19 protein-coding genes are annotated in these 22,613 nt (G+C 66.9%); 5 read left to right on the forward strand and 14 right to left on the reverse strand.

All coding sequences use genetic code 11. The features are described 5' to 3' along the window. Nucleotides 1-194 precede the first annotated feature (194 nt). A complete protein-coding gene (locus tag KNW02_RS09240) occupies nt 195-1,334 on the forward strand; it encodes a Hint domain-containing protein (protein WP_216032984.1) in 1,140 nt (379 codons plus the stop codon). Nucleotides 1,335-1,550: 216 nt separating this feature from the next. On the opposite strand, the gene KNW02_RS09245 is transcribed toward KNW02_RS09240, so the two are convergent. Continuing rightward, nucleotides 1,551-2,240: a peptidoglycan peptidase gene (locus tag KNW02_RS09245; RefSeq protein WP_216032985.1), complete on the reverse strand. Its 690-nt coding sequence runs from the start codon at nt 2,238-2,240 to the stop codon at nt 1,551-1,553. Nucleotides 2,241-2,471: 231 nt separating this feature from the next. Then, complete coding sequence (locus tag KNW02_RS09250; RefSeq protein ID WP_216032986.1) at nt 2,472-3,545, reverse strand: helix-turn-helix transcriptional regulator; 1,074 nt, start codon at nt 3,543-3,545, stop codon at nt 2,472-2,474. Nucleotides 3,546-3,661: 116 nt separating this feature from the next. Between KNW02_RS09250 and KNW02_RS09255 the strand changes: the two genes are divergently transcribed. After that, nucleotides 3,662-4,150, forward strand: coding sequence for a DUF4188 domain-containing protein (locus KNW02_RS09255; protein WP_216032987.1), 489 nt, complete (start codon nt 3,662-3,664; stop codon nt 4,148-4,150). 9 nt (nt 4,151-4,159) lie between these two features. After that, a complete protein-coding gene (locus tag KNW02_RS09260; protein ID WP_216032988.1) occupies nt 4,160-4,909 on the forward strand; it encodes an alpha/beta fold hydrolase in 750 nt (249 codons plus the stop codon). Nucleotides 4,910-4,974: 65 nt separating this feature from the next. On the opposite strand, the gene KNW02_RS09265 is transcribed toward KNW02_RS09260, so the two are convergent. The 8 genes from KNW02_RS09265 to KNW02_RS09300 form a co-directional block, all read right to left on the reverse strand. Next, nucleotides 4,975-5,670 (reverse strand): DUF1523 family protein, encoded by a 696-nt coding sequence (locus KNW02_RS09265; RefSeq protein WP_216032989.1) that lies wholly within the window; start codon nt 5,668-5,670, stop codon nt 4,975-4,977. A gap of 12 nt (nt 5,671-5,682) precedes the next feature. After that, nucleotides 5,683-5,964, reverse strand: a complete 282-nt coding sequence (locus KNW02_RS09270) for a hypothetical protein (protein ID WP_216032990.1) — start codon at nt 5,962-5,964, stop codon at nt 5,683-5,685. A gap of 1 nt (nt 5,965) precedes the next feature. Continuing rightward, nucleotides 5,966-7,351 carry a DUF6638 family protein gene (locus KNW02_RS09275; protein ID WP_216032991.1) on the reverse strand — a complete coding sequence of 462 codons (1,386 nt, stop codon included), beginning with the start codon at nt 7,349-7,351 and terminating at the stop codon, nt 5,966-5,968. A 208-nt stretch (nt 7,352-7,559) separates the two neighbouring features. After that, entirely contained in the window at nt 7,560-7,988 is a 429-nt protein-coding gene (locus tag KNW02_RS09280) for a hypothetical protein (RefSeq protein WP_216032992.1), read from the reverse strand. Next, the gene (locus KNW02_RS09285; RefSeq protein WP_216032993.1) at nt 7,985-9,910 is read right to left on the reverse strand and encodes an AAA family ATPase; all 1,926 of its coding nucleotides are present in this window, start codon (nt 9,908-9,910) and stop codon (nt 7,985-7,987) included. The genes KNW02_RS09280 and KNW02_RS09285 overlap by 4 nt, the downstream gene beginning before the upstream one ends. After that, nucleotides 9,911-10,462 carry a putative glycolipid-binding domain-containing protein gene (locus KNW02_RS09290; protein WP_216032994.1) on the reverse strand — a complete coding sequence of 184 codons (552 nt, stop codon included), beginning with the start codon at nt 10,460-10,462 and terminating at the stop codon, nt 9,911-9,913. It abuts the gene before it with no gap. Beyond that, nucleotides 10,462-11,595 (reverse strand): hypothetical protein, encoded by a 1,134-nt coding sequence (locus KNW02_RS09295; RefSeq protein ID WP_216032995.1) that lies wholly within the window; start codon nt 11,593-11,595, stop codon nt 10,462-10,464. Before KNW02_RS09295 ends, KNW02_RS09290 begins: the two co-directional genes overlap by 1 nt. Before the next feature lie 3 nt (nt 11,596-11,598). Then, complete coding sequence (locus KNW02_RS09300) at nt 11,599-12,672, reverse strand: hypothetical protein (protein ID WP_216032996.1); 1,074 nt, start codon at nt 12,670-12,672, stop codon at nt 11,599-11,601. A gap of 132 nt (nt 12,673-12,804) precedes the next feature. On the opposite strand from KNW02_RS09300, the gene KNW02_RS09305 reads away from it, so the two are divergent. After that, entirely contained in the window at nt 12,805-14,085 is a 1,281-nt protein-coding gene (locus tag KNW02_RS09305; RefSeq protein WP_216032997.1) for an acetylornithine deacetylase/succinyl-diaminopimelate desuccinylase family protein, read from the forward strand. A 63-nt stretch (nt 14,086-14,148) separates the two neighbouring features. Continuing rightward, nucleotides 14,149-16,299 carry a lipase family protein gene (locus KNW02_RS09310; RefSeq protein ID WP_216032998.1) on the forward strand — a complete coding sequence of 717 codons (2,151 nt, stop codon included), beginning with the start codon at nt 14,149-14,151 and terminating at the stop codon, nt 16,297-16,299. On the opposite strand, the gene KNW02_RS09315 is transcribed toward KNW02_RS09310, so the two are convergent. The 4 genes from KNW02_RS09315 to metZ all read right to left on the reverse strand — a co-directional run bounded on the left by KNW02_RS09315 (nt 16,296) and on the right by metZ (nt 22,403). Next, a complete protein-coding gene (locus tag KNW02_RS09315) occupies nt 16,296-17,594 on the reverse strand; it encodes a SpoIIAA family protein (protein WP_216032999.1) in 1,299 nt (432 codons plus the stop codon). The two genes, KNW02_RS09310 and KNW02_RS09315, sit on opposite strands and share 4 nt — an antisense overlap. Before the next feature lie 32 nt (nt 17,595-17,626). Next, nucleotides 17,627-20,005, reverse strand: a complete 2,379-nt coding sequence (locus KNW02_RS09320; RefSeq protein ID WP_216033063.1) for an ATP-dependent helicase — start codon at nt 20,003-20,005, stop codon at nt 17,627-17,629. 116 nt (nt 20,006-20,121) lie between these two features. Beyond that, complete coding sequence (folE2, locus tag KNW02_RS09325; RefSeq protein ID WP_216033000.1) at nt 20,122-21,084, reverse strand: GTP cyclohydrolase FolE2; 963 nt, start codon at nt 21,082-21,084, stop codon at nt 20,122-20,124. 119 nt (nt 21,085-21,203) lie between these two features. Then, nucleotides 21,204-22,403: an O-succinylhomoserine sulfhydrylase gene (gene metZ, locus KNW02_RS09330; RefSeq protein WP_216033001.1), complete on the reverse strand. Its 1,200-nt coding sequence runs from the start codon at nt 22,401-22,403 to the stop codon at nt 21,204-21,206. Between the last annotated feature and the right edge of the window lie 210 nt (nt 22,404-22,613).

The raw sequence follows: 22,613 nt of genomic DNA on the forward strand, positions 1-22,613 counted from the left end.
GCATCAGCCATGGGAGGGTCTCCTGATGAAAGGTTGGTCTTCAGCAACCAAACCTTCCCATCAGGGGGCCATTCCCGCCAACACAGACACCTCTCCCGCGTCAGCGGCTTCGTTCAATCATGAACGTTAACAGACCCTAGGTTCTTTCGGAAAGACCCTTGTTTTCGTCATCGACGACCGGAGACCGGATCACCATGGCCTTCATTTCCGAACTCAATTTCTTCGGCGGCAGCGGCGCCGCGGGCGGGGAGCATGTGGAGATCGTCCTCGGCCCCGGGGAGGATCCGGCGGATTTCGTTGTCAGCGCCTATACCGATACCGGCGCATTGCACACCGGGGCCGGCGGCCCGACCAATCCGTCCGGGCAGGTGAACCTCGCCAGCCTGACGGGCGTGCCCGACCCCGACCACCCCACCTACACCGTCTATGTCATTCCGCTGGGTTTCAGGATCGCCGCCAGTTCCCCGACCGAGGCCAGTGGCGTTGCGCTGACCAATGTCGACACGGACACGGTCATTGCATTCTATTCGGGGACCCGGACGGGTCCGGTCACGGCGACCGAGGGGGCAGCCTCTGGCGCAACGTCAGAGGACATCGTCGGCGTCGGGGCGGGAGGCGGTCAAAGCTATCAATGGGATATCAACGACAACCTGACCATCGGCCCGCCAACGCCCGGCGAGGCTGCCGTTTGCCTCACCGGGGGCTGCCTTGTCAGAACGGCCAGCGGCGTGAAGGCGGCGGAAGAGCTAAGCCCCGGTGATCTCGTCTGGACGCTGGATCACAGCTATCAGCCGATCCGCTGGATCGGGCGGCGCAAGCTGCGGCAGGACGAACTGGCCGCCGATCCGCGACAATGCCCGATCCTGCTGCAGCCATCCAGCTTTGGCCCCGGCCGGCCGGAACGTCCGCTGATGCTGTCGCCCCAGCATCGGGTGCTGGTCCGGGCGCGGGCCGCGCAGCGGATGTATGGCGATGACGAGGTCCTGATTGCGGCCAAGAAGCTGACCGCCTTCCTGGGCATCCAGCCGGCGGAGGTGGCCGAGGTCACCTATGTCCACCTGCTGTTCGATCGGCACGAGGTGATCGAGACCGATGGCCTGCTGGTCGAGAGCCTGCTGCTGGCGCCCGTCTCGAAGGACCTGCTGTCCCGTGCGGCGCTGGTGGACGAGGTCGGGATCCTGCCCGATCCCGACCGCTTTCCCGGCGCGCAGGTTCCCTGCCGGCCGGTCGCGGACGGGAAGAAGGGCAAGCAGCTGCTGCAGCGCCTGCAACGGAATGCGAAGCCGCTGCAGCCGGATGCGGACGGTGACCACGCGCTTCGCCGCGCCGACTGACCGGATATCGCGAGGCCAGCCCGGGGGCAGCCGAACGCCCCGTGCACCACGCGTATGCCGGGGGTGCACAGGCTGTACACAGCTTGCGCGCGCCGGGTTAAGGATCCGTTGAGATCCGGCAGGTCGGCGGGGGCAGGCAGGGAAGATGCCCTATTTCGTCGGGGGTTTGTCTGGCGAGCACAATCCGAGGGGCGGATTTGCGGATGAAGGTGCCGCTCAGGGATAGACCTGCACGACAACATCAGACGAAACAATCATTCCCGGCGTTACGATGGCCAGGTTCTTCATCCATCCCCAGCACATCTCCGTGTCTGTGGCCTCGATACAAGGGAAATGGCCTATTCGGTTCTCCAACAAAGCCTCCCCAAGCGGGGCGTCTATTGTTGTGACATCCCGGAGGGGCTTCGGCGCGACGAGCATGACGCCAGCGTTAAGCGCGGCCGCAAATGGAAGCTCGGCATTGTAGAGCTTGCCGTTTTCGAGCATCAATTCAGTATCATATGGCATTCCAAAGGCCACAATGCCTGAAAATAACGCCATCGGTCCAAGATCGTAACTTTCAGCCCTCACAGCCTCCAAGCCCTTGACGCGAAAAACGGCATAGGCCTCACTCTCAATGAACAGGTCCAGCGGGGTCTCGGTAACACCCTGCTCCTGGTCAACATAGATTACGACTGGCCCACCGCTTGACGGGCGGATCACGCCTACCGACGCCCACTCGCCAGATTCATTCTGCCGCACGATTTCATCGAAATCGTTGAGGCCGTTTCGGAAGACCAGATCGCCGGGAAGCCAATCCCAGGCTGCTTCGGCCATCATCCCGGTATAGTCGGAGTCCTGCGCAAAAGCGGAAGAGCCGGAAAAAGTCGCCAGAACCAGCGAAAGACGGAGAAGGATGCGCCGCATGGGATCTGCTCTGTTGTTTTCTTGCGCCAATCATCGGACCTGTTCCGAGCGAGGGCAAGCCGAAGGCCGGACTTTCATGAAGTGGCGCACCCGCGCGGCGGGTGCAGATAAGGTGTTTGCCCTGTCGCGGCGGGCAAACCGAGCCGGGGCGCAGCCGCACCCAAAGGGCATTTCGTGACCCGACAGGGCAAATGCCATGACTATCGACAGACGGCGCGCCTGCCGCCTCGGTCAGGTCCGGGTTGCGAGCCAGTCATGGGCGAGCAGACCAAGCTGAAGCTGGGTCCGGGTGTCGGTCTTGTCGAACAGGCGGGACAGATGCGTCCTTGCCGTGGTGAGGCTGATCTCGAGGCGTTCGGCGGCCTCGGGCAATGAACAGCCCGAGGCGAGCAGGCAGGCGATGTCGCATTCCCTCGGGGTCAGGCCGAAGGCCCGTGCAAGCCTGGTTCTCGGCTCTGCCTCCGAGGCGCGCGATATCCGCAGGCGTACCGCCCCGGGCGCGCTGCGGCCACCGGGCAGAAGCGCGACGTTGATGCGTCCAAGACTCGTCGCCACGGGGCCGATCACAATGCCGACGGGAGGCGGCCAGTCATCCGAGGCGCGGCCGGTCGCGCGCAACGCCGCGGCAAGCCCGGGCAGAAGCGGCATGGACAGGGTGCCTTGGCGAAGCACGATGACACCGGCGCGCGACCATTCCGCCAACCAGGCCTCGTGGCGCAGGACGCGCCCTTCGGGGGTGACAAGGGCTTCACGCGGCAGGTCCGTGGCGGGCTCATCGGCCAGGAAAACCGGCTGCGACGCATCCAACATGCGCGCGAGAGCGGTCGCAAGTTCAGCACCGAAACGGATGTCATCGCTGTCGAAGGGATCGCGTCCCTGCCGGCGCCCGACGGTCAGCAGACCGATGGTGCCCGAGCGAGGGTTCGTCAGGGTCAATGTCATCAATGCGTCGAACCCCTGCGGCCGGATGAAGTCGTTGAAGATCGTCGAGCGGCGATAGCCCCGGCGGGCCTTGTGATCGGTGGCCGTCAATGCCCGACCTGCGGGCTGGCCTGCGGCCTGAGCCCAGATATGGTTGGCCGCGTGCATCTCGGCATCGTAGCGTTCGTGCCAGTCGGGATCGGTGTCGGGACAGGCGCGCTCAAGCATCGTGCCGCGCCTGTTCAGAAAGCCGATGGTGGCCCGCCCGGCATCCAGCGCGCGCGCGGCCAGCCGGGCAACATCGGACCAGCGATCCGGATCCCGCGACGCCGCCGCGGTCTGCCCGACCGCCCCCAGCGCGGCGGAAATGTCATGCCTGACCATCAGGACGCCTCCCACGCATATCCTACGATCGAAGGACGCGCGCCGCCAGAGAATCATCCAAGAGTTGGACAGTCACATTCACCGAAGGAAGGGGCAAAGGAAGGAAGGGGCAAAGAATGTCGAAAGTGATTGATGGGCGGTTCACGGCGCGGATCGAGGGCGATTTCGTCGTCTTCCTGATCGGCATGCGGATCAACAAGCCCTGGAAGATCGCAAAATGGTGGCCGGTGTTCACGGGCATGCCGAAGATGGTCAAGGAACTGCAGCGTGCCGGAACCCAGAGCGGCTTTCTGGGAACGACGCCGGTCCGGCCTGGTGTCATCGCGCAATACTGGCGGTCGTTCGAGCAATTGGAAGCCTTTGCGCGGTCGGCTGACCAGGCCCACTGGCCGGCCTGGGTCGCATTCAACAGGCGGATCAAGGGGGCACGCGGCGATGTCGGGATCTGGCACGAAACCTACAAGATCCGGGCCGACGAATACGAGTGTTTCTATTCCGGCATGCCGCCCTATGGGCTTTCGTCAGTGGCCGAGTTGATCCCGCTTGGCCGGATGAAGGGTGGCGAAACTGCGGCGCGGGACCGACTGGCCGGGAAGCTGGGCTGAGGGAAAGACATGGCGACCTTCGTTCTTGTCCATAACGGTTTCGCCGGGGCATGGGTCTGGCGGCAGGTCGAGCACCTGCTGCGCGATGCCGGGCACGAGGTCCATACGCCGACCCTGACGGGGCTTGGCGCGCGCGCGCATCTCGCTCATCCCGGCATCGACCTTGGCACCCATGTCGCCGATGTGCTTGGCACTTTTGCCTGCGAAGAGATCAGCGGGGCGATTCTGGTCGGGTCGAGTTCCAGCGGCACCGTCATCGCCGGCGTGGCCGAACGCCTGCCCCGGGCGATCCGTCAGCTGGTCTTTCTTGACACGCCGGTCCCGACCGATGGCCAGTCCTGGTTCGATATCATCGGGCCCGAGGTCGCGGCGCCACTTCTCGACGCCGCCCGCCTTCATGGCGACGGCTGGCGTGTGCCGCGCAACGACGTGCCTCCGCCGAGATGGGTTCCGCACCCGCTTGGCGCCGTCACCGAGCGGCTGCGGCTGACCGACCCGGACGCCGCGCGTCTGCCGCGCACGATGATCCACTGCACCGATCGGCCGCCTGACTGGTTCCTTGGCCTCGGCGGGGTGATCGACCGCGCAGCCGAGGCCGCGCGCGGCTCCGGGATCGAGGTGCTGTGCCTGAAGGCGGATCATCTGCCGCAACTCAGCTGCCCGGGCGACCTTGCAGGCATGCTGAACGCGATTGCCGGGTCGTCCGACGAGGATCAGTTGAAGAAGGCTCCTGCGGAAAACCGCGGCCCCGCGTTCTGAACGCGGGGCCGCGGGGCGAAAATTCGATGCCGGAGCCGGTTCTGACGGGACGCGCGGGACGGCGGCTATTTCCGCGGCTTGCCCCTGAACGTGTCCAGCCAGCCGGTGAAGCGTCCGCGGGCCTCGCTGGCCTCGGCCACGACCCGGTCGCGGGCGGCGTCGGCGCCGGCCTCGACATCGTCCCAGGCCTGATCGACGCGGGCCACGGCCGGGTCGATGGTGCGTTCGCGGAACTGCGCCCACATGCGCCAGACCAGCAGCAGCAGGATCAGCAGGATGCCGCAGACAACCATGGCGGCCCAGTTGCGCGGACGCTCATCCGGGCCGGCGAGCGTATCGACCGAGATGGCGTTGGGATAGATCGTCAGCCACGGGATCCGCCAGCCATAGGCGGTGATGCTGACCCATTGCGGATCGGCCGAGTTGGAACGGAGATTGGTCGCCTCGGAATGCAGGTTGGCGCTGTCATATTTGAAATAGGGCGGCCAGATCCAGCCGGTATCCTCGTTGCGATAGACGAAGACCTTGCCGTTCGGGCGCACCGTGTCGATGAAGCGCACGTCGCGCTGGCCGGCGGCGTTCTCGACCGTGCCGGTATCCTCGGCGGCGTAGAAGATCGCGTTCGACGAGGTGATCGGGGTCAGCCGGTTATAGGTATTGGTGATCCGGACCGTGTTCTTCGAGGGCAGCGTGTAGTCGAGGAAGGCGAAGACCACGACGCCCAGCAGCACCCCCAGCAAGACCTTGACGTAATACAGCATGCGTGGCGCCCCTTATTGCCAGTTGACCCAATAGACGACCGCCATGACGGCCAGCGTCGGGATGATGAAGACCAGCCACAGCAGCCGCGCCTTCAGCGTCCGGTCGAAGCCGACCATCGACTTGCGGACAAACTCGTCCCGGGCCGGGTTGTTCCCGGCGCGGTCGGGATGACGCGCGTCCCAGATCTCCTCGAGCCGCTCGCGCCGCAGCGACCGGATATAGATCCGCAGGAGCAGATAGAACATCGCCTCGAGAAGCAAGACCAGGACGATCAGGCGAAACAGCGCAGCCATCCTATTCCCCCCATGGACCGGCGGGGCGCGGCAGCCCGGCTTCGCTGAGGCTGACGCGCGGGCTGCCCCAGGGGCCCGAGCCGGCCCGGGCCGGAGCGGGGGGCGCGCCGGGTTCGCGCATGCCCGGCTCGGGGCCGAACAGGGCCTCACGGGTGCCCTGCTTGTCGATGGCGTATTCGCGGGCCAGCATCTCGGCCACATAGGCGCGCTTGTCGTCGGGCCAGGTCTGGTAGAGGCGGTAGAACAGCGGCTTGTGGGTGATGAACAGCTGGCGGATGTCATGCGGCGCCAGTTCCGACAGCAGCCGGTTGATCAGGTCGCGGGCCGGGCCGGGCGTGGCGCGGATGGCGTAGAAATAGGCCGGGTCGGCGCTGTCGATCACCGGCCAGTCGCCGCCCTGTTCGGCATAGCGCTGCAGCGCCGCCAGCCCCCTGACCTCGGGCGGCAGGTCGGCGCCCATCCGGCCCGCCGCGCGGCGCAGCCCGGCGCGGCCGCCATCGCCGGCCCCGATGCCCAGCCGCACCGCCGCATCGGCCAGCACGAAGTCGATCTTCTGGCGCAGGATCGGGCCGGCATCGGCGCCGCGCGCGCTGATGATCGGCTCGGCCAGCGCGTTGCGCGCCAGCCAGGCGGCCAGCTTGTGGCGGTCCCCGGTGGTGAGGCTGAGAAAGCCCTTGACCTCGACCGCCTGGGCCGGGTCGGCGAAGATCATCGCCGCCTCCTTCGACGAGCGGATCACATAGACGCCGCCGAAACCGGCGGTCCAGAAATCCGGCACCTCGAAATCGGTGCGGTTCAGGCGGATCGGGTTGCGCAGCACATCGCCGGATTTCCGGGCCTGCTCGATCATCCGGGCGATCAGCACGTCGTCCCACCAGGCATCGGCTTCAGTGCGGAATTTCTCGATCATCGAGGCCAGCCGGTCGGCCTCGGCCACATGGTTGCCGGTGGTGTCGGCGCTGACGGTCAGGCGGCGGATATTGGGAAGATCGGCGGGGCCGGTCAGCTGCCAGACCTGATCGTCGATCTGGCCCAGCACCGCGTCGCGGGCGGTCAGGCTGAACAGCTGGCTTTCGTTTCCGGTGATGAACTGGCGCATCACGTCGCGCAGCACCGACAGATCCGCGTTCAGCATCGGCGCGGTCTTCTGCTCGGTCGTCAGCAGGATGAACTGCCGCTCGGCCCCCTTCGGCGCCAGATAGTCCATGTCGCCCAGCTCGTCCCCGATCTCGGGGGAATGGCCGCTGATGTCGATGTGGAATTCGCTCAGCGCGGTTTCGCGGCCGGTGATCTTTTTCAGCGCGCGGTTATAGAGCCCCACCCAGGCGGTCGAATCCACCCGGATGAGATTGCCGAACATCAGGCCCTTTTCGATGAGGCGTTTCATCTGCGGCTTCCGGGCGTGACAGAGGGCTGCGTCCAACCGTGGAGGGACGCGGCGACGGTGCCGACGGGCAGTTCATGGGACCACACCGCCAGACCCGACGAGGGGGCGCAGGCGACAGCAAAGCCCCCGCCCATGGGGGCCTGCCCGGGTCGCTGACGCGGCTGTTCCGGGCGGGGAGCGATTCTGCAACAACCCGCAACCAATCGTATCATTCGCAGACACCCATCCCGATGGCTACCCCCGAAACTGCAATGAAGGGTTTATTCGAGCCATCCGCGAAAGTTTCGATTTGAAGGTAAACGGTATTCCGAAACGGTGCTTCGCCCTCGCTGGGAGACGATGACAAAGGTGATAGAGAGATCACTTTGAAACTCGATTCTGATGCGCCATAATCTAGAACTTGCCTTTCACCATATGTTTCATTTCCAAACTTTGGATGGAACACGGTGCCGGTTTCTCGATCAACAATCATTATGTCGTCGCTAAAATCATCAGAAAGAGGATGCGGATCTAGCAGACCGTCGCTTCTGAGAGTTTTGACTTCAACAAGTTTGCAGCGAAAAGACGCTCCGAACGAAGGCCCAGCCAAGACTTGCAGCAATACTAATGCGGCAGCGAATATATGAGTATGGTTCATTCGCCCTCCCCAAACCGCCGCTTTGCCTCCTGCATCCGCTCCATGCCACGCACGGCGTCCTCGATGGCGGCCTCATCGGCGCTGTCGGAATAGCGCCATTCGCTGTCGGCATAGCGGTTGATCTCCTGCACCACCATCGCGGTGGTGATCGGCTTGCGCAACGTCTCGATCATCTCGAGCTTGCGGGCATAGGGCTGGTGCAGGAACGGCTCGGGCGCCGCAAACCATTCGTCGGGCATGTCGAAATCCATCGCCCGGGCCTTGACCGCATCGGTGATGTTCTTGACCGCGCGGCCGGTGAAGCGCGGCTCGGCCTCGGCGATGGCGTGGAGATAGCTGCCCAGTTCGGCCAGATCGTCCAGCGCGCCATAGGTCGCGCTGATCTCGGTGAAAACCTTGTCCAGCCCGGCCTCCTGCGGGCGGGAATGGCCGTCATAGCTGTCGGCCACGGCCTTTCGCATCGCCTGCGCGGCCATCAGCTGGTGGTCGCCCACGGGGATGCCGTGGCGCTGGCCCAGCAGCAGGGCGAGGATGTCGATGTAATCGGCCCGCGTCTTCGGCCCGTCGATCAGGAAACGGGCAGAGGCGCGCTGACGCAGGGCGTCGTCGATCGCCTCGGCATGGTTCGAGAACATGCCGAAGGTCGCGTTGCCGCGCACCACGGTCGAGGCGCCGGCAAAGGCCTCCATCAGTACGGCGGTGATTTCCTGCTGCCCCGAGGAGGACTGCCGGTCGCCGCGCCGGCCGGCGATCTGGTCGATATCGTCGATGGTGCCGAAGCCGATCACCTTGGGGTCGATCACGGCATTGATGAAGGCGCGCGCGTTCTGGCCCGACTTGCCCTGATAGCTGTCGATATTGTCCACCGACAGGTTGCGATAGCGGAACGGATAGCCCGCCATCTGGCAATAGTCGTTCAGCAGCCCGGCCATCATCTGGATCAGCGTGGTCTTGCCGGTGCCGGGGCGGCCATCGCCGAGGAAGGTGAAGGTAAAGCCGCCCAGTTCGACGAAGGGATTGGTCATCCGGTCGAAATCATAGGCGACCATCATCCGCGCCAGCCGCATCGCCTGATGCTTGGCGATGGCATTGCCGATGACCTCCTCGGGCTTCTTGAAGCTCATGGCGACGGGGCCGCCGCTGGCCTTGGTGGCGGGCGCGAAGCCGGCGATGGGAAAATCGTCGGCCCCGACCCGCCAGCCGGCACCGGTGAAGGCGCCGATGCGCGGCGCGGTCTCGCCGCGCGCCGCTGCGGCCGAGGACAGGGCCTCGGCCCAGGCCAGCACGGTGGCGATCAGGCTGTCATCGTCGCGCGCCGCGCGGGCGAGGTTCTGGTCCAGTTCCCACAGCGCGCCCTGAAGCGCGGTCAGCGGGTTGTCGGTCAGCACCTCGTCGGCGCTGACCTCCTCGACCGTCTTGGCGCCGGCATGTTCGGCCAGAAGGAAGGTCGTCGCATTGGCCAGAACCGACAAGGCCGCCAGCGCCTCGACCGCCAGCAGTTCGGCGAATTCGCGGTGCCGGTCGGGCGCCAGGCGGTTTTCCAGATTGACCCGGCGCAGTTCCGCCGCCCCCGAACGCGCCGCCACCTCATCGGCCACCGCGAGCGCGATGGCCAGCGCCCGGCGCAGCACCCGCGCCATGGTCGCCGCCGCGGGCGTCAGCAATTCGTCGCCGCCGGCATTCTCGATCCGTTCCAGCAGGCGCACGCCCTCGGGACGCGCGGCCGGGCGGCCGACCAGCCCCGGCGTGGTCGGGCGGAACCGCGCCCCCGAGGGAATGCCGGGCGAGCGTTCGGGCACGGCCCGCGGCGCGCCCTTGCCCAGCCGCGGCGCGTGTTCAAAGCCGGTCAGCAGCGACAGCGCCTGCGGGTAATGCCGCAGGATCTCGTCTTCGGGCAGTTCCATCTCGTTGCGGGCGTCCATTCAATCCTCTTGCGTCCAAAATTCCGGATAGTCGGTCACGAAACCGTGCCGGTTCACCGTCAGGAATGTCTCGAAACCGGGTTCGGCGGCGCGGTAATGCCAGCGCCCGTCCGCCTGCCGGCGATAGCCTTGATGCAACGGTTTCAGCCGCCAGTCACCCTCGTCCAGCCAGATTGCCGCGCTGTCGCCGCCGCCCGGCACCTTCAGGCGGTTCAGCGCCAGCGTGTTGGTGGCGGGGGTGAAGGCCAGATCCAGATCGATCAGCCCGTGGCTGCCGGGCACCTCGGCACCGTTCGCGCGCCATTCGCCGCCCGCGCCGCGCCGGATCGAGAGGCTGAGCCCCTGCCCCGCCACGCGCCCCGACAGCCGCGCCGAACGGGTCTGCCAGTCCTCGCCGCAGATGATGCTGTAGGTGACCTGCGCCGGGCCGTTGCGGTCGCGCCAGGCCGCCGCCCCCTCGAGATGCCACTCGCCCGCCTCGAAGCGCAGCGCGCAGGCGTCGTGGCCGGGCCGGTCCAGCCGCCGCCACAGGATCAGCGCGCCGGCCGCCATCAGCGATACCCCGCCACGCGCCCGTCCGGGCCGGGCACATATTTGCGGATGTCGCGGAACCCCGCCGGATCCAGCGCCGCCAGCGCCTGATAGGGTCGCTGCGGCAGGATCAGCGCGCGGGTCGCGGCACTGGCCCCCTGCCCGGCGCCGTGCGCGTTCAGCGGATCCAGCCGGAACACCTGCCGCTCGACCACGCCGAAGAAGCCGCTGGATTCCAGTGTCGCGCGCGCGGCCTGCAGATCCTCGACGGTCAGGGCCATGGCCCAGTCCTCGCCCGCCGGGGCGGCGGCGTTTTCCAGCACCTGCCGGATCGGGCCTTCCTGACGGGTGAAGCCCTGCGAATAGACCGGACCCAGCACGATCCGGCGCAGCCGCATCGGATGCAGCGTGTCGAAATCGCGGTCGAAGCCCTGGGCGATGGTCAGAAGCTGCAGCGAGGTCACCGCCTGCGCCAGAAGATGCGCGCGCACCTCGGGCCAGCGCTTGGCGTCCTCGACCAGCGGGCGGCGGCCGCTGTCATCGGCATCCATCAGATAGATCACCGGCACGTTCAGCCGGCTGTCATAGACGCCCCAATGCAACAGCCAGCGCCGCCGCTGCCGGTCATTGCCCGACAGCCAGTAGCCCTGCGGATGCATCTGCGGCCAGAACAGCCCGCCCTTCGCCAGCGCCTCGTAATAGAGCCGCTGCGACAGCGCATATTGCAGCCGCGTGGGGATGGTCAGCCGGCCGACGATCTCGCGGATCATGTCATCCTTGATCGCCTCGGGCGCGGGCGTCCGGGCCAGTTCCTCGCCCGCCTGCGCGGCATCGGCGGCGGTCTGGGCGATCTCCTGCCAGACGGGAAAGCCCGATTCGTGGATGTCGATGGTCAGGTGCCGGCGCAACGGCCCCTCGATCCGGCCCGCGACGAGATATTTCATCGACAGCGCCTCGATGCTGGTGCCAAGCGCCGCCAGATAGCCGCCGATCACCTCGGTCTCGATCCGCGTGAACAGCCCGTCGCGCACCATTTCGGCCAGCGCCGCGGGCAGCACGCCCGCGACCCTGCGCGTCTGGTCGAAATAGGCCCGCGCGGTCAGGTCGTCGTCAAGCGCCCGGTGATCGGCGTCAAGATTGCCGGTTTCAGCCACCGCTCAGCCACCATAGAGGTTGCTGTCGTGCTTCTGGACGATCTCGGCGAAGCGGCGGGCGAAGCGCTCGTCGGCCTTGGCCTTTTCCTCGAGCACCTTGCGGGCGAAGACCATGTGGTCGCCATGCGCCTCGAGCATGTCGGCCATCCGGTCGTTGGTGGCGGTACCGATCGCGGCCATCGCGGCCTGCGCCTCCTGATCGGTCTTCACGCCGATCTCGTTGATGCGATGGGCCACGTCCTGCTGCTGCGCGGTCTTCAGCGACTTGGTCAGCGCGTCATACAGCACCACCCGCTGGCGGGTATCGGTCTGCAGCTTGTTGATCAGCACCATCTGGGTCGCGGCCTGGTTCTGCAGGCTGTCCACCCAGGTCTTGCCGGCCTCGATATAGCGTTCCAGCGTCTGCGACTTGGCCAGCGCCACCTGTTCGTCCTGGATCAGCGCGTTGTGATCCTTGTTGGCATTGGCAAGCTCGGTCTCGACGCGGGTGCGTTCGGCCGGATCGGTGGTCGCGGCGACCTTGTTTTCCAGTTCGATCAGCTTCGGATCCATCGCCTTGATCCGGTCGCGCAGGCCCTCCAGCGTGGCGACCGTGTCCTCGCGCTCGGTCAGGGTCGAGGTCAGGTTGCTCTCGACCTTCTGCTTCTGGTCGTTCAGCAGTTCAAGCTGGCCCTGCAGCAGCCGGGTGATGGTGTCAGACTTGGAAATCAGGTCCTGCAGCTTGTCGTCGATACTGGCCGAGCGGAGCCGTTCCTGCCGCATCGCCTCGGATTTGCCGCTGGCGAAGATGCCGACGAAGCTTTCCCAGCCGGTCTTGCTGCGCAGATCCTCGAAATCCTTCGAGAAGCCGGCGGTCACATCGTCCAGGCCCATGATAAGTTCGGCGATATTGGCGTTCATCGCCTCGGTATGGGCGTGGACATCGGCCAGCGTGGCATTGGCCACGTCGATCGGCATCTCGGCCACATCGGCCCGCGCGGTGGCCCGGTCCAGCGCCGCCGTCATCTCGGAAATCTTGCCCTGCGCCAGCGTGACCTGCTGCTGGCTGTCCTTGATCTGCTGTTCCAGCGACGCCATCGTCACCTCCCTTGTGCTTTTGCCTGATGTTAGGGCCACAGGCTGCCGGTGCAAGGGGCGCGTCTGCCTATCCGCCCGGCTGCAATGGAAACGTCATTGTCTCCGCGACCGGCCCGGCCTAGCGTGATCGGCATGAATCTCTTGAAAGCCGCCATCGCTGCCCGCCGCGATCAGCTGATCGCGCTGACGCAGGATCTGATCCGCATCCCGACGCTGAACCCGCCGGGGCGGCATTACCGCGACATCTGCGACTATCTGCAGGCGCGCATGGCCCCGCAGGGATGGGAGTGCGAGATGATCCGCGCCCATGGCGCGCCCGGCGACAGCGAGCAGTTTCCCCGCTGGAACATCGTCGCCCGCCGCCGGGGCGCAGGGCCGGGCGACTGCGTGCATTTCAACAGCCATCACGACGTGGTCGAGGTCGGCCACGGCTGGACCCGCGATCCCTTCGGCGCCGAACTGGACGGCGACCGCATCTATGGCCGCGGCGCCTGCGACATGAAGGGCGGGCTGGCGGCCAGCATCATCGCCGCCGAAGCCTTTGTCGCCACCTGCCCCGACCATGCCGGCAGCATCGAGATCAGCGCCACGGCGGACGAGGAATCGGGCGGCTATGGCGGCGTCGCCTTTCTGGCCGAACGGGGCGCCTATGCCCATGTCGATCACGTCATCATCCCCGAACCCCTGCACAAGGACCGCATCTGCCTTGGCCATCGCGGCGTCTGGTGGGCCGAGATCGAGACGCAGGGCCGCATCGCCCATGGCTCGATGCCGTTCCTGGGCGATTGCGCCGTGCGCCACATGGGCGCGGTGCTTGCCGAGATGGAGGCGGCGCTGTGGCCCCTGCTGGCGGCCAAGCGCACCGAGATGCCGGTGATCCCCGAGGGCGCGCGATCCTCCACGCTGAACATCAACGCCATCCATGGCGGCGCGGCGGAGCAGGCCGAGGACTATACCGGCCTGCCCACGCCCTGCGTGCCCGACCGCTGCCGGATCACCATCGACCGCCGCTTTCTGATCGAGGAGGATCTGGCCGAGGTGAAGGCCGAGGTCACCGCCCTGCTGGAGCGGGTCCGGGCGCGGCGGCCGGGGTTCCGCTATGAGATCCGCGACCTGTTCGAGGTGATCCCCTCGATGACCGACCGCGAGGCGCCGGTCGTGCGCACGACGGCGGCCGCGATCGAGCGTGTTCTGGGGCGCGAGGCGGGCTTTGTCGTCAGCCCCGGCACCTATGACCAGAAACATATCGACCGGATCGGCAAGCTGAAGAACTGCATCGCCTACGGGCCGGGGGTGCTGGATCTGGCCCATCAGCCCGACGAGTGGATCGGCGTTCAGGACATGCTGGACAGCGCCGGGGTCATGGCGCTGGTGCTGCAGGATCTGCTGTGCCGCGAGGCCGGGTCATATTGAGCATATTCTAACCCTTTCCGAATCTGCTAACATCATCCCGGTGTCGCTTTTCGGGGTGATCGGGTGCAGCGCAATCTGGTTCTTGTCGTTCACGGCATCGGCGAACAGCAGGCGGGTCAGACGATCGACGCGCTGACCGGCGGCGCGCTGCGCGAACTGGGCCTGCCCGGCCCGGTCGAAAGCCGGGTCGAGATGATCGCCGAGCAGCGCCCCGGCAGCCGGCAGCTGAAGCTGTTTCCCTGCAATATCCGCCGCAGCGTCCTGCCGGCCTCGCAGCATAACGGATTTGCCGAGGATCAGGAGGTTCTGGCCGGCGAAATCTACTGGTCCGACCTGTCCCCCGCCCCGCGCGGCGCGCTGGCGACCGGGTTCGACCTGCTGCGCACGGTGCTGACGCTGGGCTATCTGGCGCTGGACAATGTCTCGCAGAGCGGGGCGCCGGCCAATCGCTGGATCCGCGCCCTAGTGCATGTCTTCGTCTGGATCTTCTACGCCCTGATCGCGCCGATGAACGCGCTGCTGCTGATCGGCTCGTTCCTGACGCTGATCGACAGCTTCGTGATCCGGGTGGGGCCCGGCGGCTTGCACGGGACCATGCTGATCGCGCTGATCGGCGCCGCCGTTCTTGCGGCCTATCTGTTGTGGCGCGGCTGGATCCGGCGGCCCGATGCCTCGTATCTGGAACGCTGCTTCATGTCCGGGCTGGGCGGGCTTGGGGCGGCGACACTGATGGCCGGCATGGTCATGCGGCTGGCCCAGCCCGCCCCGGGCACGGCCGCGCCCGGCTGGCTGGGCTGGCTGCGCCGCGCCTCGTGCGATTCGGTGGACTTCACCGCCTGCTGGAACCTCGCCTATCAGGACATCGCCGCCCTGCTGTGGGGCTTCGTTCTGGTGATGGCGCTGACCTGGCTGGCCGCCGTCGCGGTCCTGCTGCTGCTGTTCGCGATCTCCTCGGTCTCCGAGATCGGCGTGCTGCGCACCGGGCTGCTGGTCGGGGCGCCGCTCTTGGTCATCCTGGCCATTCAGGTGGCGCCCAGCCGCGCCTGGCTGCTGCTGCTGTTGGGCCTGCTGGTGGTGGCGGGCGCCCTGTTCGCGCGCCGGATCGCCCGGCGCGGCCTGCGCGCCCTTGGCCGGCTGACCCGGCTGTTCGGCCGGCGCGAGCGGATCTATCTGCCGATCTGCAATGCGATGCTGTTCCTGTGGATGCTGATATCGGCGGCGCTGTGGTCGCTGTTCAGCGAACTGGTGCGCAAGATCGACGGCGCCGAGGGCGGGCAGAGCCTGCTGACCCAGCTTTATGTCGATTATTCGGCGCTGGCGACCAGCACCATGTCCTATATCGTCTTCGGTCTGGCCGGGCTGATCCTTGCCGGCATCGTCCCGCTGGCGATCCGCCAGCGCCGCAAGGCCGCGCTGGCGCTGGACCCGGCCTCGCCGCTGGACGTGTGGTGCGGGCGGGTGATCCTGAACCCGGTGCTGAACCTGTTGCTGATGTTCCTGATCCTGTGGATCGCCTTTGGCGGCGCGCTGCAGGCGCTGCGCACCGGCTTCGACCTGCTGGGCATTCCCTATTACCCATGGAACACCGACACGCTGATCGGCCAGCTCAGCAGCTTTCACGACCGGATCAACAGCTATAACGCGCTGGCCATCGCTCTGGTCGGGCTGGTCGGGGTTCTGGCCTATCGCGCGGCCGATTTCATCTCGGCCGCACTGGGCGTGGCCCGCGACATCTCGGTCTATTCGGCGCGCACGCTGGCCTACAGCCCCGAAAACGACGCGGGCAGCAGCACCTATGCCGCGCGGCAGCGGATCAAGGCCCGGTTCCACATGGTCCATGACTATCTGGCGCGGCAATATCCGCATGACCGGCTGATCGTCATCGCCCATTCGCAGGGCACGGTGATCGCCGCCCAGGCCCTGCAGGAGGCCGAACCCGCCGGCCTGCCCACCTATCTGGTCACCATGGGCTCGCCCCTGACGCATATCTACGGCCAGTATTTCGCCAGGGGCTTCGATATCGGCAATCTGCCGCCGCGTCTGGAGCGCTGGATCAACATCTATCGCTGCGACGATTTCGTCGGCACCGAGGTCCGCCTGCCCGACGGTTTCGTCGAGAATTACCGGATTCCGCCGGGCGGGCATACGGGCTACTGGACCGACAGCCATGTCTGGCAGGCGGTCCGCGAGGTGCTGCGCCCGGCGACGCCCTAGGCGTCGGGCGTCCGGGGCGTCGTCACCCGGGTCCGGGTCGCGGGCTTGCGGGTCGCGGGCTTGCGCGCCGGCTTGGCCGGCGCCGCCGCACCCTCTGCCGCCGGCGCCGTCTTCCCGGCCGCCGTTCTGGTCGCGGCGGCCCTGCGGGTCGCGGGTTTCTTCGCCCCGGTTTCCTCCGGCTTTGCCGCAGGTTTCACCGCCGGCTTCGCCGCTGTTTTCGCGGTCCGTCCTGCGGCCGGCTTCGCGGCCGTTTTCGCGGCCGGCTTGGCCGGGGCAGCCGCGGCAACCGCCTCGGTCTTGACGGCCCGGCGCGTCGTTCCGGACGCCGCAGGTTTCGCCGCAGGTTCAGGCACCACCTCCGGCGCAGGCTCCGCGGCCGGTTGCGTCACCGGCGCCACCGCCCTGTCCACGGGGGGCACCACCTTGACGGCAGGCTGAGCAGGCACCGGTTCGGACGGGGGGGCCACATCGGCCTTGACCGCAGGTTTCGGCGCGGCCTCTTCCGCCTTGGCGGCAGCCGCCTTTCCTGCCTTCACCGGCGCGTCGGCCACGGCATTTTCGCTGATCCAGGCCCTTGCCGCCGCCATCGCCTCATTCGGGAAGACCGCCACCTCGGCCGGCATCAGCGGCGCGAACATCTTCACCGACCGGGTGATCCAGCCGATGTCGCTGACCACCGCGACCCGCTCGAAGCTGCGCCAATGGGTCAGGCCCAGCCGCGCATCGTCCCACATGGCGCCGGCGGTATAGTTCTCGAAATCCGGACCAAGTTGCAGCAGCAGCCGGACCTTGCCATGCCGCGCCGCCATCTTGCGCACCAGCGGGATCAGGCGATCCTCGTAATCGCGCGCGGTGACCTCGCCCACGGCCCGAATCGCGATCACGTCATCGGGGAAATCCTCCAGCAGCAGATAACCCTCGGGCTCCTTGTCGGGCGATCCGGCCCAGACGATGGCCTCGTCCATCTGCCGGACATCGAAATGCCGCACCCGGGCGCGCACGAAAATATCGGCGAGGCTGGGCAGCATCGCCAGCCCGAAGGTATCGGTGACGATGGCCACGCGCGGCAGCACCATTCCATGCCGGCGCACCACCTCGAAATGCGCCCGCATCGCCGACAGGCCCTGCCAGTGCGGCAACCCCTTCAGATGCACCACCAGCCCGGGCATCCGGTCATGCCGGTTGGCATGATCCTCGATCGCCGCGCCCAGAGCCTCGAATTCCGAGGCCGGGATCTGCCCCTCGGGGCGCGCGGTGATGACGTTTCTGTCGGCATCCGCCTGGATGTTCAGCATCTGCTTTCCTCGTTGCTGGCCGCCCTGTCCTTTCAGAACGGCACGTCCTGGTCCTCTCCGGCCGGCCTGACATAGCCGGCCTTGACGGTCTTGAAGCCGCCCGTGAACTGCACGGTCAGCGTATCCTCGGCAATGCCCATGATCTGGCCTTCGCCGAATTTCGCATGGGCAACCCTGTCCCCAACGCTGAAAGGCGCCGCGGGTTCGGCGTCGATGGTCACCGGCGCGCGATGGACCGGCGGTTTGCGTTCGGCCGCGCGGGCCTGCATCCGCTTCCAGCCGGGCGAATTGTAGACATCGGCCCGCGCCGCCCGGTCATGCATGTCGGTGCCGGCATTGGCCCCGGCAAAGGCCATCGCCGCCCCATAGCCGCCGCCATACAGCCCCGGCGGCGTCAGCACCTCGACATGATCCTCGGGCAGTTCATCGACGAAGCGCGAGGGCATCGAGGATTGCCACTGGCCGTAAAGCCGCCGGTTTCCGGCAAAGCTGATCGTCGCCAGCCGCTCGGCCCGGGTGATGCCGACATAGGCCAGACGGCGCTCTTCCTCGATGCCCCGGGTGCCGTTCTCGTCCATGGCGCGCTGGTTCGGGAACAGCCCGTCCTCCCATCCCGGCAGGAACACGACCGGAAATTCCAGCCCCTTGGCGGCATGCAGCGTCATGATGCTGACCTGCTCGGCCCCCTCGCCCTCGTCGCGATCCATGACCAGCGCGACATGTTCCAGGAAGCCCTGAAGATTGTCGAATTCCTCCAGCGCCTTGACCAGTTCCTTGAGGTTGTCCAGCCGGCCCGGCGCGTCGGGCGATTTCTCGTTCTGCCACATGGCGGTATAGCCGGATTCGTCCAGGATCCGCTCGGCCAGTTCGACATGGCCGGCGGTGCTGTCGGTGGCATCGGCATGCCAGTGCCCGACGGCGGCCACGAAGGCGCGCAGATTGGCCAGCCCCTTGCCGCCCAGATGGCCGTCCTCGACCACGATCCGCGCGCCCTCCAGCAGGGACACGCCATTCTGCCGCGCCACCGCCTGGATGGTCTGCACCGCCTTCTCGCCCAGGCCCCGCTTGGGGGTGTTGATGATGCGCTCGAATGCCAGATCGTCCTCGGGACCGGTGACCAGCCGGAAATAGGCCATGGCGTCCCGGATCTCCTGCCGCTCGTAAAAGCGCGGGCCGCCGATCACCCGGTAGGGCAGACCGATGCTCATGAAGCGGTCCTCGAAGGCGCGCATCTGGTGGCTGGCGCGGACAAGGATGGCGATGTCGTTCAGGCCGACCGGGCCAAGCGCGGCGCGATGCCCGCCCTGAAAGGCCTCGATCTCCTCGCCGATCCAGCGCGCCTCTGCCTCGCTGTCCCAATGCCCGATCAAGCGGACCTTCTCGCCCGCCGCGGCCTCGGTCCACAAGGTCTTGCCCAGCCGCCCGGCATTGGCCGAAATCAGCCCCGAGGCGGCGGCCAGGATCTGCGGGGTCGAGCGGTAATTCTGTTCCAGCCGGATCACCTGCGCGCCGGGGAAATCGGTCTCGAAGCGCAGGATGTTGCCGACCTCGGCGCCGCGCCAGCCATAGATCGACTGGTCGTCATCGCCCACGCAGCAGATATTGCGATGCCCCTGCGCCAGCAGCCGCAGCCACATGTACTGCGCGACATTGGTATCCTGATACTCGTCGACAAGGATATAGCGGAACCGGTCCTGCCAGTCCTTCAGCAGATCGGGATGGGCCTGGAACAGGGTCACGCAATGCATCAGCAGATCGCCGAAATCGACCGCGTTCAGCGCCAGCAGCCGGTCCTGATAGGCCTGGTACAGCCGCCCGCCCCAGCCATCGAACCCCGCCGCCTCGCTCTTCGGCAGCCGCGCCGGCGTCAGGCAGCGGTTCTTCCAGCCATCGATCAGATGCGCCAGTTGCCGCGCGGGCCAGCGCTTCTCGTCCAGCCTCTCGGCCGCGATCAGCTGCTTCATCAGCCGGATCTGATCGTCGGTGTCCAGAATGGTGAAGCCGGGCTTCAGATGCAGCTCGCCATTGCCGATCAGTTCGGCGTGGCGGCGCAGGATCTTCACGCTGATCGAATGGAACGTGCCCAGCCAGGGCATGCCCTCGACCGCCTCGCCCAGCAGGCGGGCGATCCGCTCCTTCATCTCGCGCGCGGCCTTGTTGGTGAAGGTCACGGCCAGGATCTGTCCGGGCCGCGCCCTGCCCTGCGTCAGCAGATGCGCGATCCGCGTGGTCAGCGCGCGGGTCTTGCCGGTGCCCGCCCCCGCCAGCATCAGAACCGGCCCGTCCAGCGCCTCGACCGCCGCGCGCTGCGCCGGGTTCAGCCCGTCCAGATAGGGCATCGGCCGCGCCGCCATCACGCGCCGCGACAGCGGCACGCCATCGAAATCGTCGGAATCGTCCAGAAGCTCCATGCCCCCACCATAGGCGCAGCGCCGGAACAAGGAAAGGCCGCGTTCCGCTTATGTTCCCGCCTCGCGCTCTTTCAAAATACCTTCGGGGGTCCGGGGGCAGACAGCCCCCGGCGTCCTCAGGCCCTGAGCCCCGCGAAGGTCATCGGATCCAGCGAGGCCTGCGCGAAGGTCTGCCCCTCGACCAGCAGGCTGACCGCGTCATGCGAATGCAGCGATTCCTGGTGGCTGGCCACGACCCGGAAATCGCCGATCCGGGGATCGGCCTGCAATTCGCGCGCGAAGGCGCGCACCGCATCCTCGACGAAGATCGGGTTGGCGGCGTTCAGCTCGGCGAAGGCCTGCTCGTCCTCGCGCTTGACCATCACCTGGGTCTCGGTCGGCACGGCGCGGCGGCAGAGTTCGACCATGTCCTCGAACCACAGCTTCTCGGGTCCCTTCATCACCGCCGAGATCCGCGCGATCGAACGCTGCGAATGCGGCGTGGCCAGCCGCGAACGCGTCTCGCGGGCATGTTCGGACAGTTCCAGCGAACAGGGGCAGGTCGAGGAATAGACATAGTCGAAATACATGATCCGCAGCCGCTGTCCGCGATGTTCCACGACCTCCTGCGCGATGTCGTAATACTGCCAGCCGCTGAGCCCCGAGCGCAGCGATTCGACCCGGACCGGATAGGAAAACCGCATCAGGATCCGGGCGTCGAAGGCGTCGAGATCGGCCTTGTAATCGTCCAGCGCCGCCTCCAGCACCTTCAGGCTGAACAGGTGATCGGCATGGCCATAGAAGGACCGCATGATCCGGCTCATGTTGATGCCCTTGCGGTCGGCTTCCAGGCTGACCGTGCCGGTCACGCTGGTCTCCAGCGCGATCTCGCCGCCCTCGCGGGTCTGATAGCGGATCGGCAGCCGGAAGTCCGAGATGCCGACATGCTGGATCGGCGCGCGCGCGCCGACGATCAGGCTGGCCGGGCCGTTCTGCAGATCCGGCAGGCTGGCGCGATAGGCGGCATCGGCGCGAAACGACGAATCATAGTCGCGGATCAGCGCCGGATAGGCCGGAACCAGCGGACGGGCGTCGGTCATGCAATCATCCTCCTGCGCGGCAGCGCGACCGGCAATATGGGCAGGAACGGGACGTTTCTAAAGCCCCGAGCGGCCATTTCCCGATGAAATCCGTCATTCGCGGCGGATTTCGGGGACGATCAGCCCTCCAGCGCCTGCCTGAGATCGGCGATCAGGTCCTGCGTATCCTCAAGCCCGACCGACAGCCGCATCAGCCCCGGCGTGATGCCCAGCTGCGCCTTGACATCATCGGTCAGGCGCTGGTGGGTGGTGGTCGCCGGATGGGTGACGATCGAGCGCGCATCGCCGAGGTTGTTGGAAATGCTGATGATCCTCAGCCGGTCCAGCGCCCGGAACGCCGCCTCCTTGTCGCCCTTGACCTCCAGCGCCAGCATGGTTCCGCCCGACCCCATCTGCGCCATGGCCAGATCGTGCTGCGGATGATCGGGCAGGCCGGGATAGATCACCCGGCTCAGCTCCGGATGGTGCTGCAGGGCCTGCGCGATGCTCAGCGCCGCCTCGGCCTGCGCCCGGACCCGCAGATCCATGGTGGTCAGCCCGTTCAGCATGATCCAGCTGTGGAACGGGCTGATCGCGCCGCCGGTATGTTTCAGATAGGGCTCCACGGTCTTGCGGATATAGTCGCGGCTGCCGCAGATGACCCCGGCCAGCGCTCGGCCGCCGCCATCGATATGCTTGGTCGCCGAATAGATCACCACATCGGCGCCCAGTTCGACCGCACGCGAAAACACCGGCGTCGCAAAGACATTGTCCACGATCACCAGCGCCCCGGCCGCATGGGCCAGATCGGACACGGCTTGGAGGTCGATCACTTCCAGCCCCGGATTCGAGACCGATTCGAAAAACACCGCCCTGGTGCCGGGCCGGATGGCCTTGCGCCACTGATCCGCATCGGTGCCGTCGACCAGCGTGACCTCGACCCCGAATTTCATCAGCAGGTCCAGTATATAGAGGCAGGACCCGAACATCGCCCGCGCGGCGACGACGTGATCGTCCGGGCTGCACATGGAAAACAGCGCGCCATTCACGGCGGCCATACCGCTGGCGGTGGCAAAGGCGTCCTCGGTCCCCTCCAGCGCCGCCATCCGGTCCTCGAACATGCGGCTGGTGGGGTTGCCGTATCGGGCATAGATGAATTCGTCCGGTCCCGACTGCACGAACCGCGCCTCGGCCTGCTCGGCGCTGTCATAGACGAAGCCCTGGGTCAGGAACAGCGCTTCGGCCATCTCGCCATACTGGCTGCGGCGGGTGCCGTGATGAATGGCCTTGGTGCGCGGATGCGGTCCGCCGTCCGCCGCGGTCTTGGGCTTGTCAGTCATGCGCGTCCCTTTCGACTGTCGCGACGGGTTAACGCCGTGCCGCCAGCAGTGCAAGGGTTCAGCCGCATCCCGCGGGGGCCGGCCCTGCTGCGACGCCCCCGGGCGGGGCACCCTCCGACGCGGTGCCGGAACCGGGCGCCTGCGCACCGGCCCGGGCCTGCCGGCGCCCGGAGGCCGCTGACTTCACGGCAGCGCTGGAACTTCCGCCGG

Source organism: Paracoccus marinaquae, assembly GCF_018860165.1.
GTDB classification, from domain to species: domain Bacteria; phylum Pseudomonadota; class Alphaproteobacteria; order Rhodobacterales; family Rhodobacteraceae; genus Paracoccus; species Paracoccus marinaquae.

Coding starts and splice junctions, on each gene's coding strand:
- KNW02_RS09255 (WP_216032987.1), top strand. CDS start 3,662: ATGTCGAAAGTGATTGATGGGCGGTTCACGGCGCGGATCGAGGGCGAT.
- KNW02_RS09265 (WP_216032989.1), bottom strand. CDS start 5,670: ATGCTGTATTACGTCAAGGTCTTGCTGGGGGTGCTGCTGGGCGTCGTG.
- KNW02_RS09320 (WP_216033063.1), bottom strand. CDS start 20,005: ATGGAGCTTCTGGACGATTCCGACGATTTCGATGGCGTGCCGCTGTCG.
- KNW02_RS09245 (WP_216032985.1), bottom strand. CDS start 2,240: ATGCGGCGCATCCTTCTCCGTCTTTCGCTGGTTCTGGCGACTTTTTCC.
- KNW02_RS09315 (WP_216032999.1), bottom strand. CDS start 17,594: ATGCTGAACATCCAGGCGGATGCCGACAGAAACGTCATCACCGCGCGC.
- KNW02_RS09275 (WP_216032991.1), bottom strand. CDS start 7,351: ATGAAACGCCTCATCGAAAAGGGCCTGATGTTCGGCAATCTCATCCGG.
- metZ (WP_216033001.1), bottom strand. CDS start 22,403: ATGACTGACAAGCCCAAGACCGCGGCGGACGGCGGACCGCATCCGCGC.
- KNW02_RS09285 (WP_216032993.1), bottom strand. CDS start 9,910: ATGGACGCCCGCAACGAGATGGAACTGCCCGAAGACGAGATCCTGCGG.
- KNW02_RS09290 (WP_216032994.1), bottom strand. CDS start 10,462: ATGGCGGCCGGCGCGCTGATCCTGTGGCGGCGGCTGGACCGGCCCGGC.
- KNW02_RS09280 (WP_216032992.1), bottom strand. CDS start 7,988: ATGAACCATACTCATATATTCGCTGCCGCATTAGTATTGCTGCAAGTC.
- KNW02_RS09300 (WP_216032996.1), bottom strand. CDS start 12,672: ATGGCGTCGCTGGAACAGCAGATCAAGGACAGCCAGCAGCAGGTCACG.
- KNW02_RS09240 (WP_216032984.1), top strand. CDS start 195: ATGGCCTTCATTTCCGAACTCAATTTCTTCGGCGGCAGCGGCGCCGCG.
- KNW02_RS09250 (WP_216032986.1), bottom strand. CDS start 3,545: ATGGTCAGGCATGACATTTCCGCCGCGCTGGGGGCGGTCGGGCAGACC.
- KNW02_RS09260 (WP_216032988.1), top strand. CDS start 4,160: ATGGCGACCTTCGTTCTTGTCCATAACGGTTTCGCCGGGGCATGGGTC.
- KNW02_RS09305 (WP_216032997.1), top strand. CDS start 12,805: ATGAATCTCTTGAAAGCCGCCATCGCTGCCCGCCGCGATCAGCTGATC.
- KNW02_RS09270 (WP_216032990.1), bottom strand. CDS start 5,964: ATGGCTGCGCTGTTTCGCCTGATCGTCCTGGTCTTGCTTCTCGAGGCG.
- folE2 (WP_216033000.1), bottom strand. CDS start 21,084: ATGACCGACGCCCGTCCGCTGGTTCCGGCCTATCCGGCGCTGATCCGC.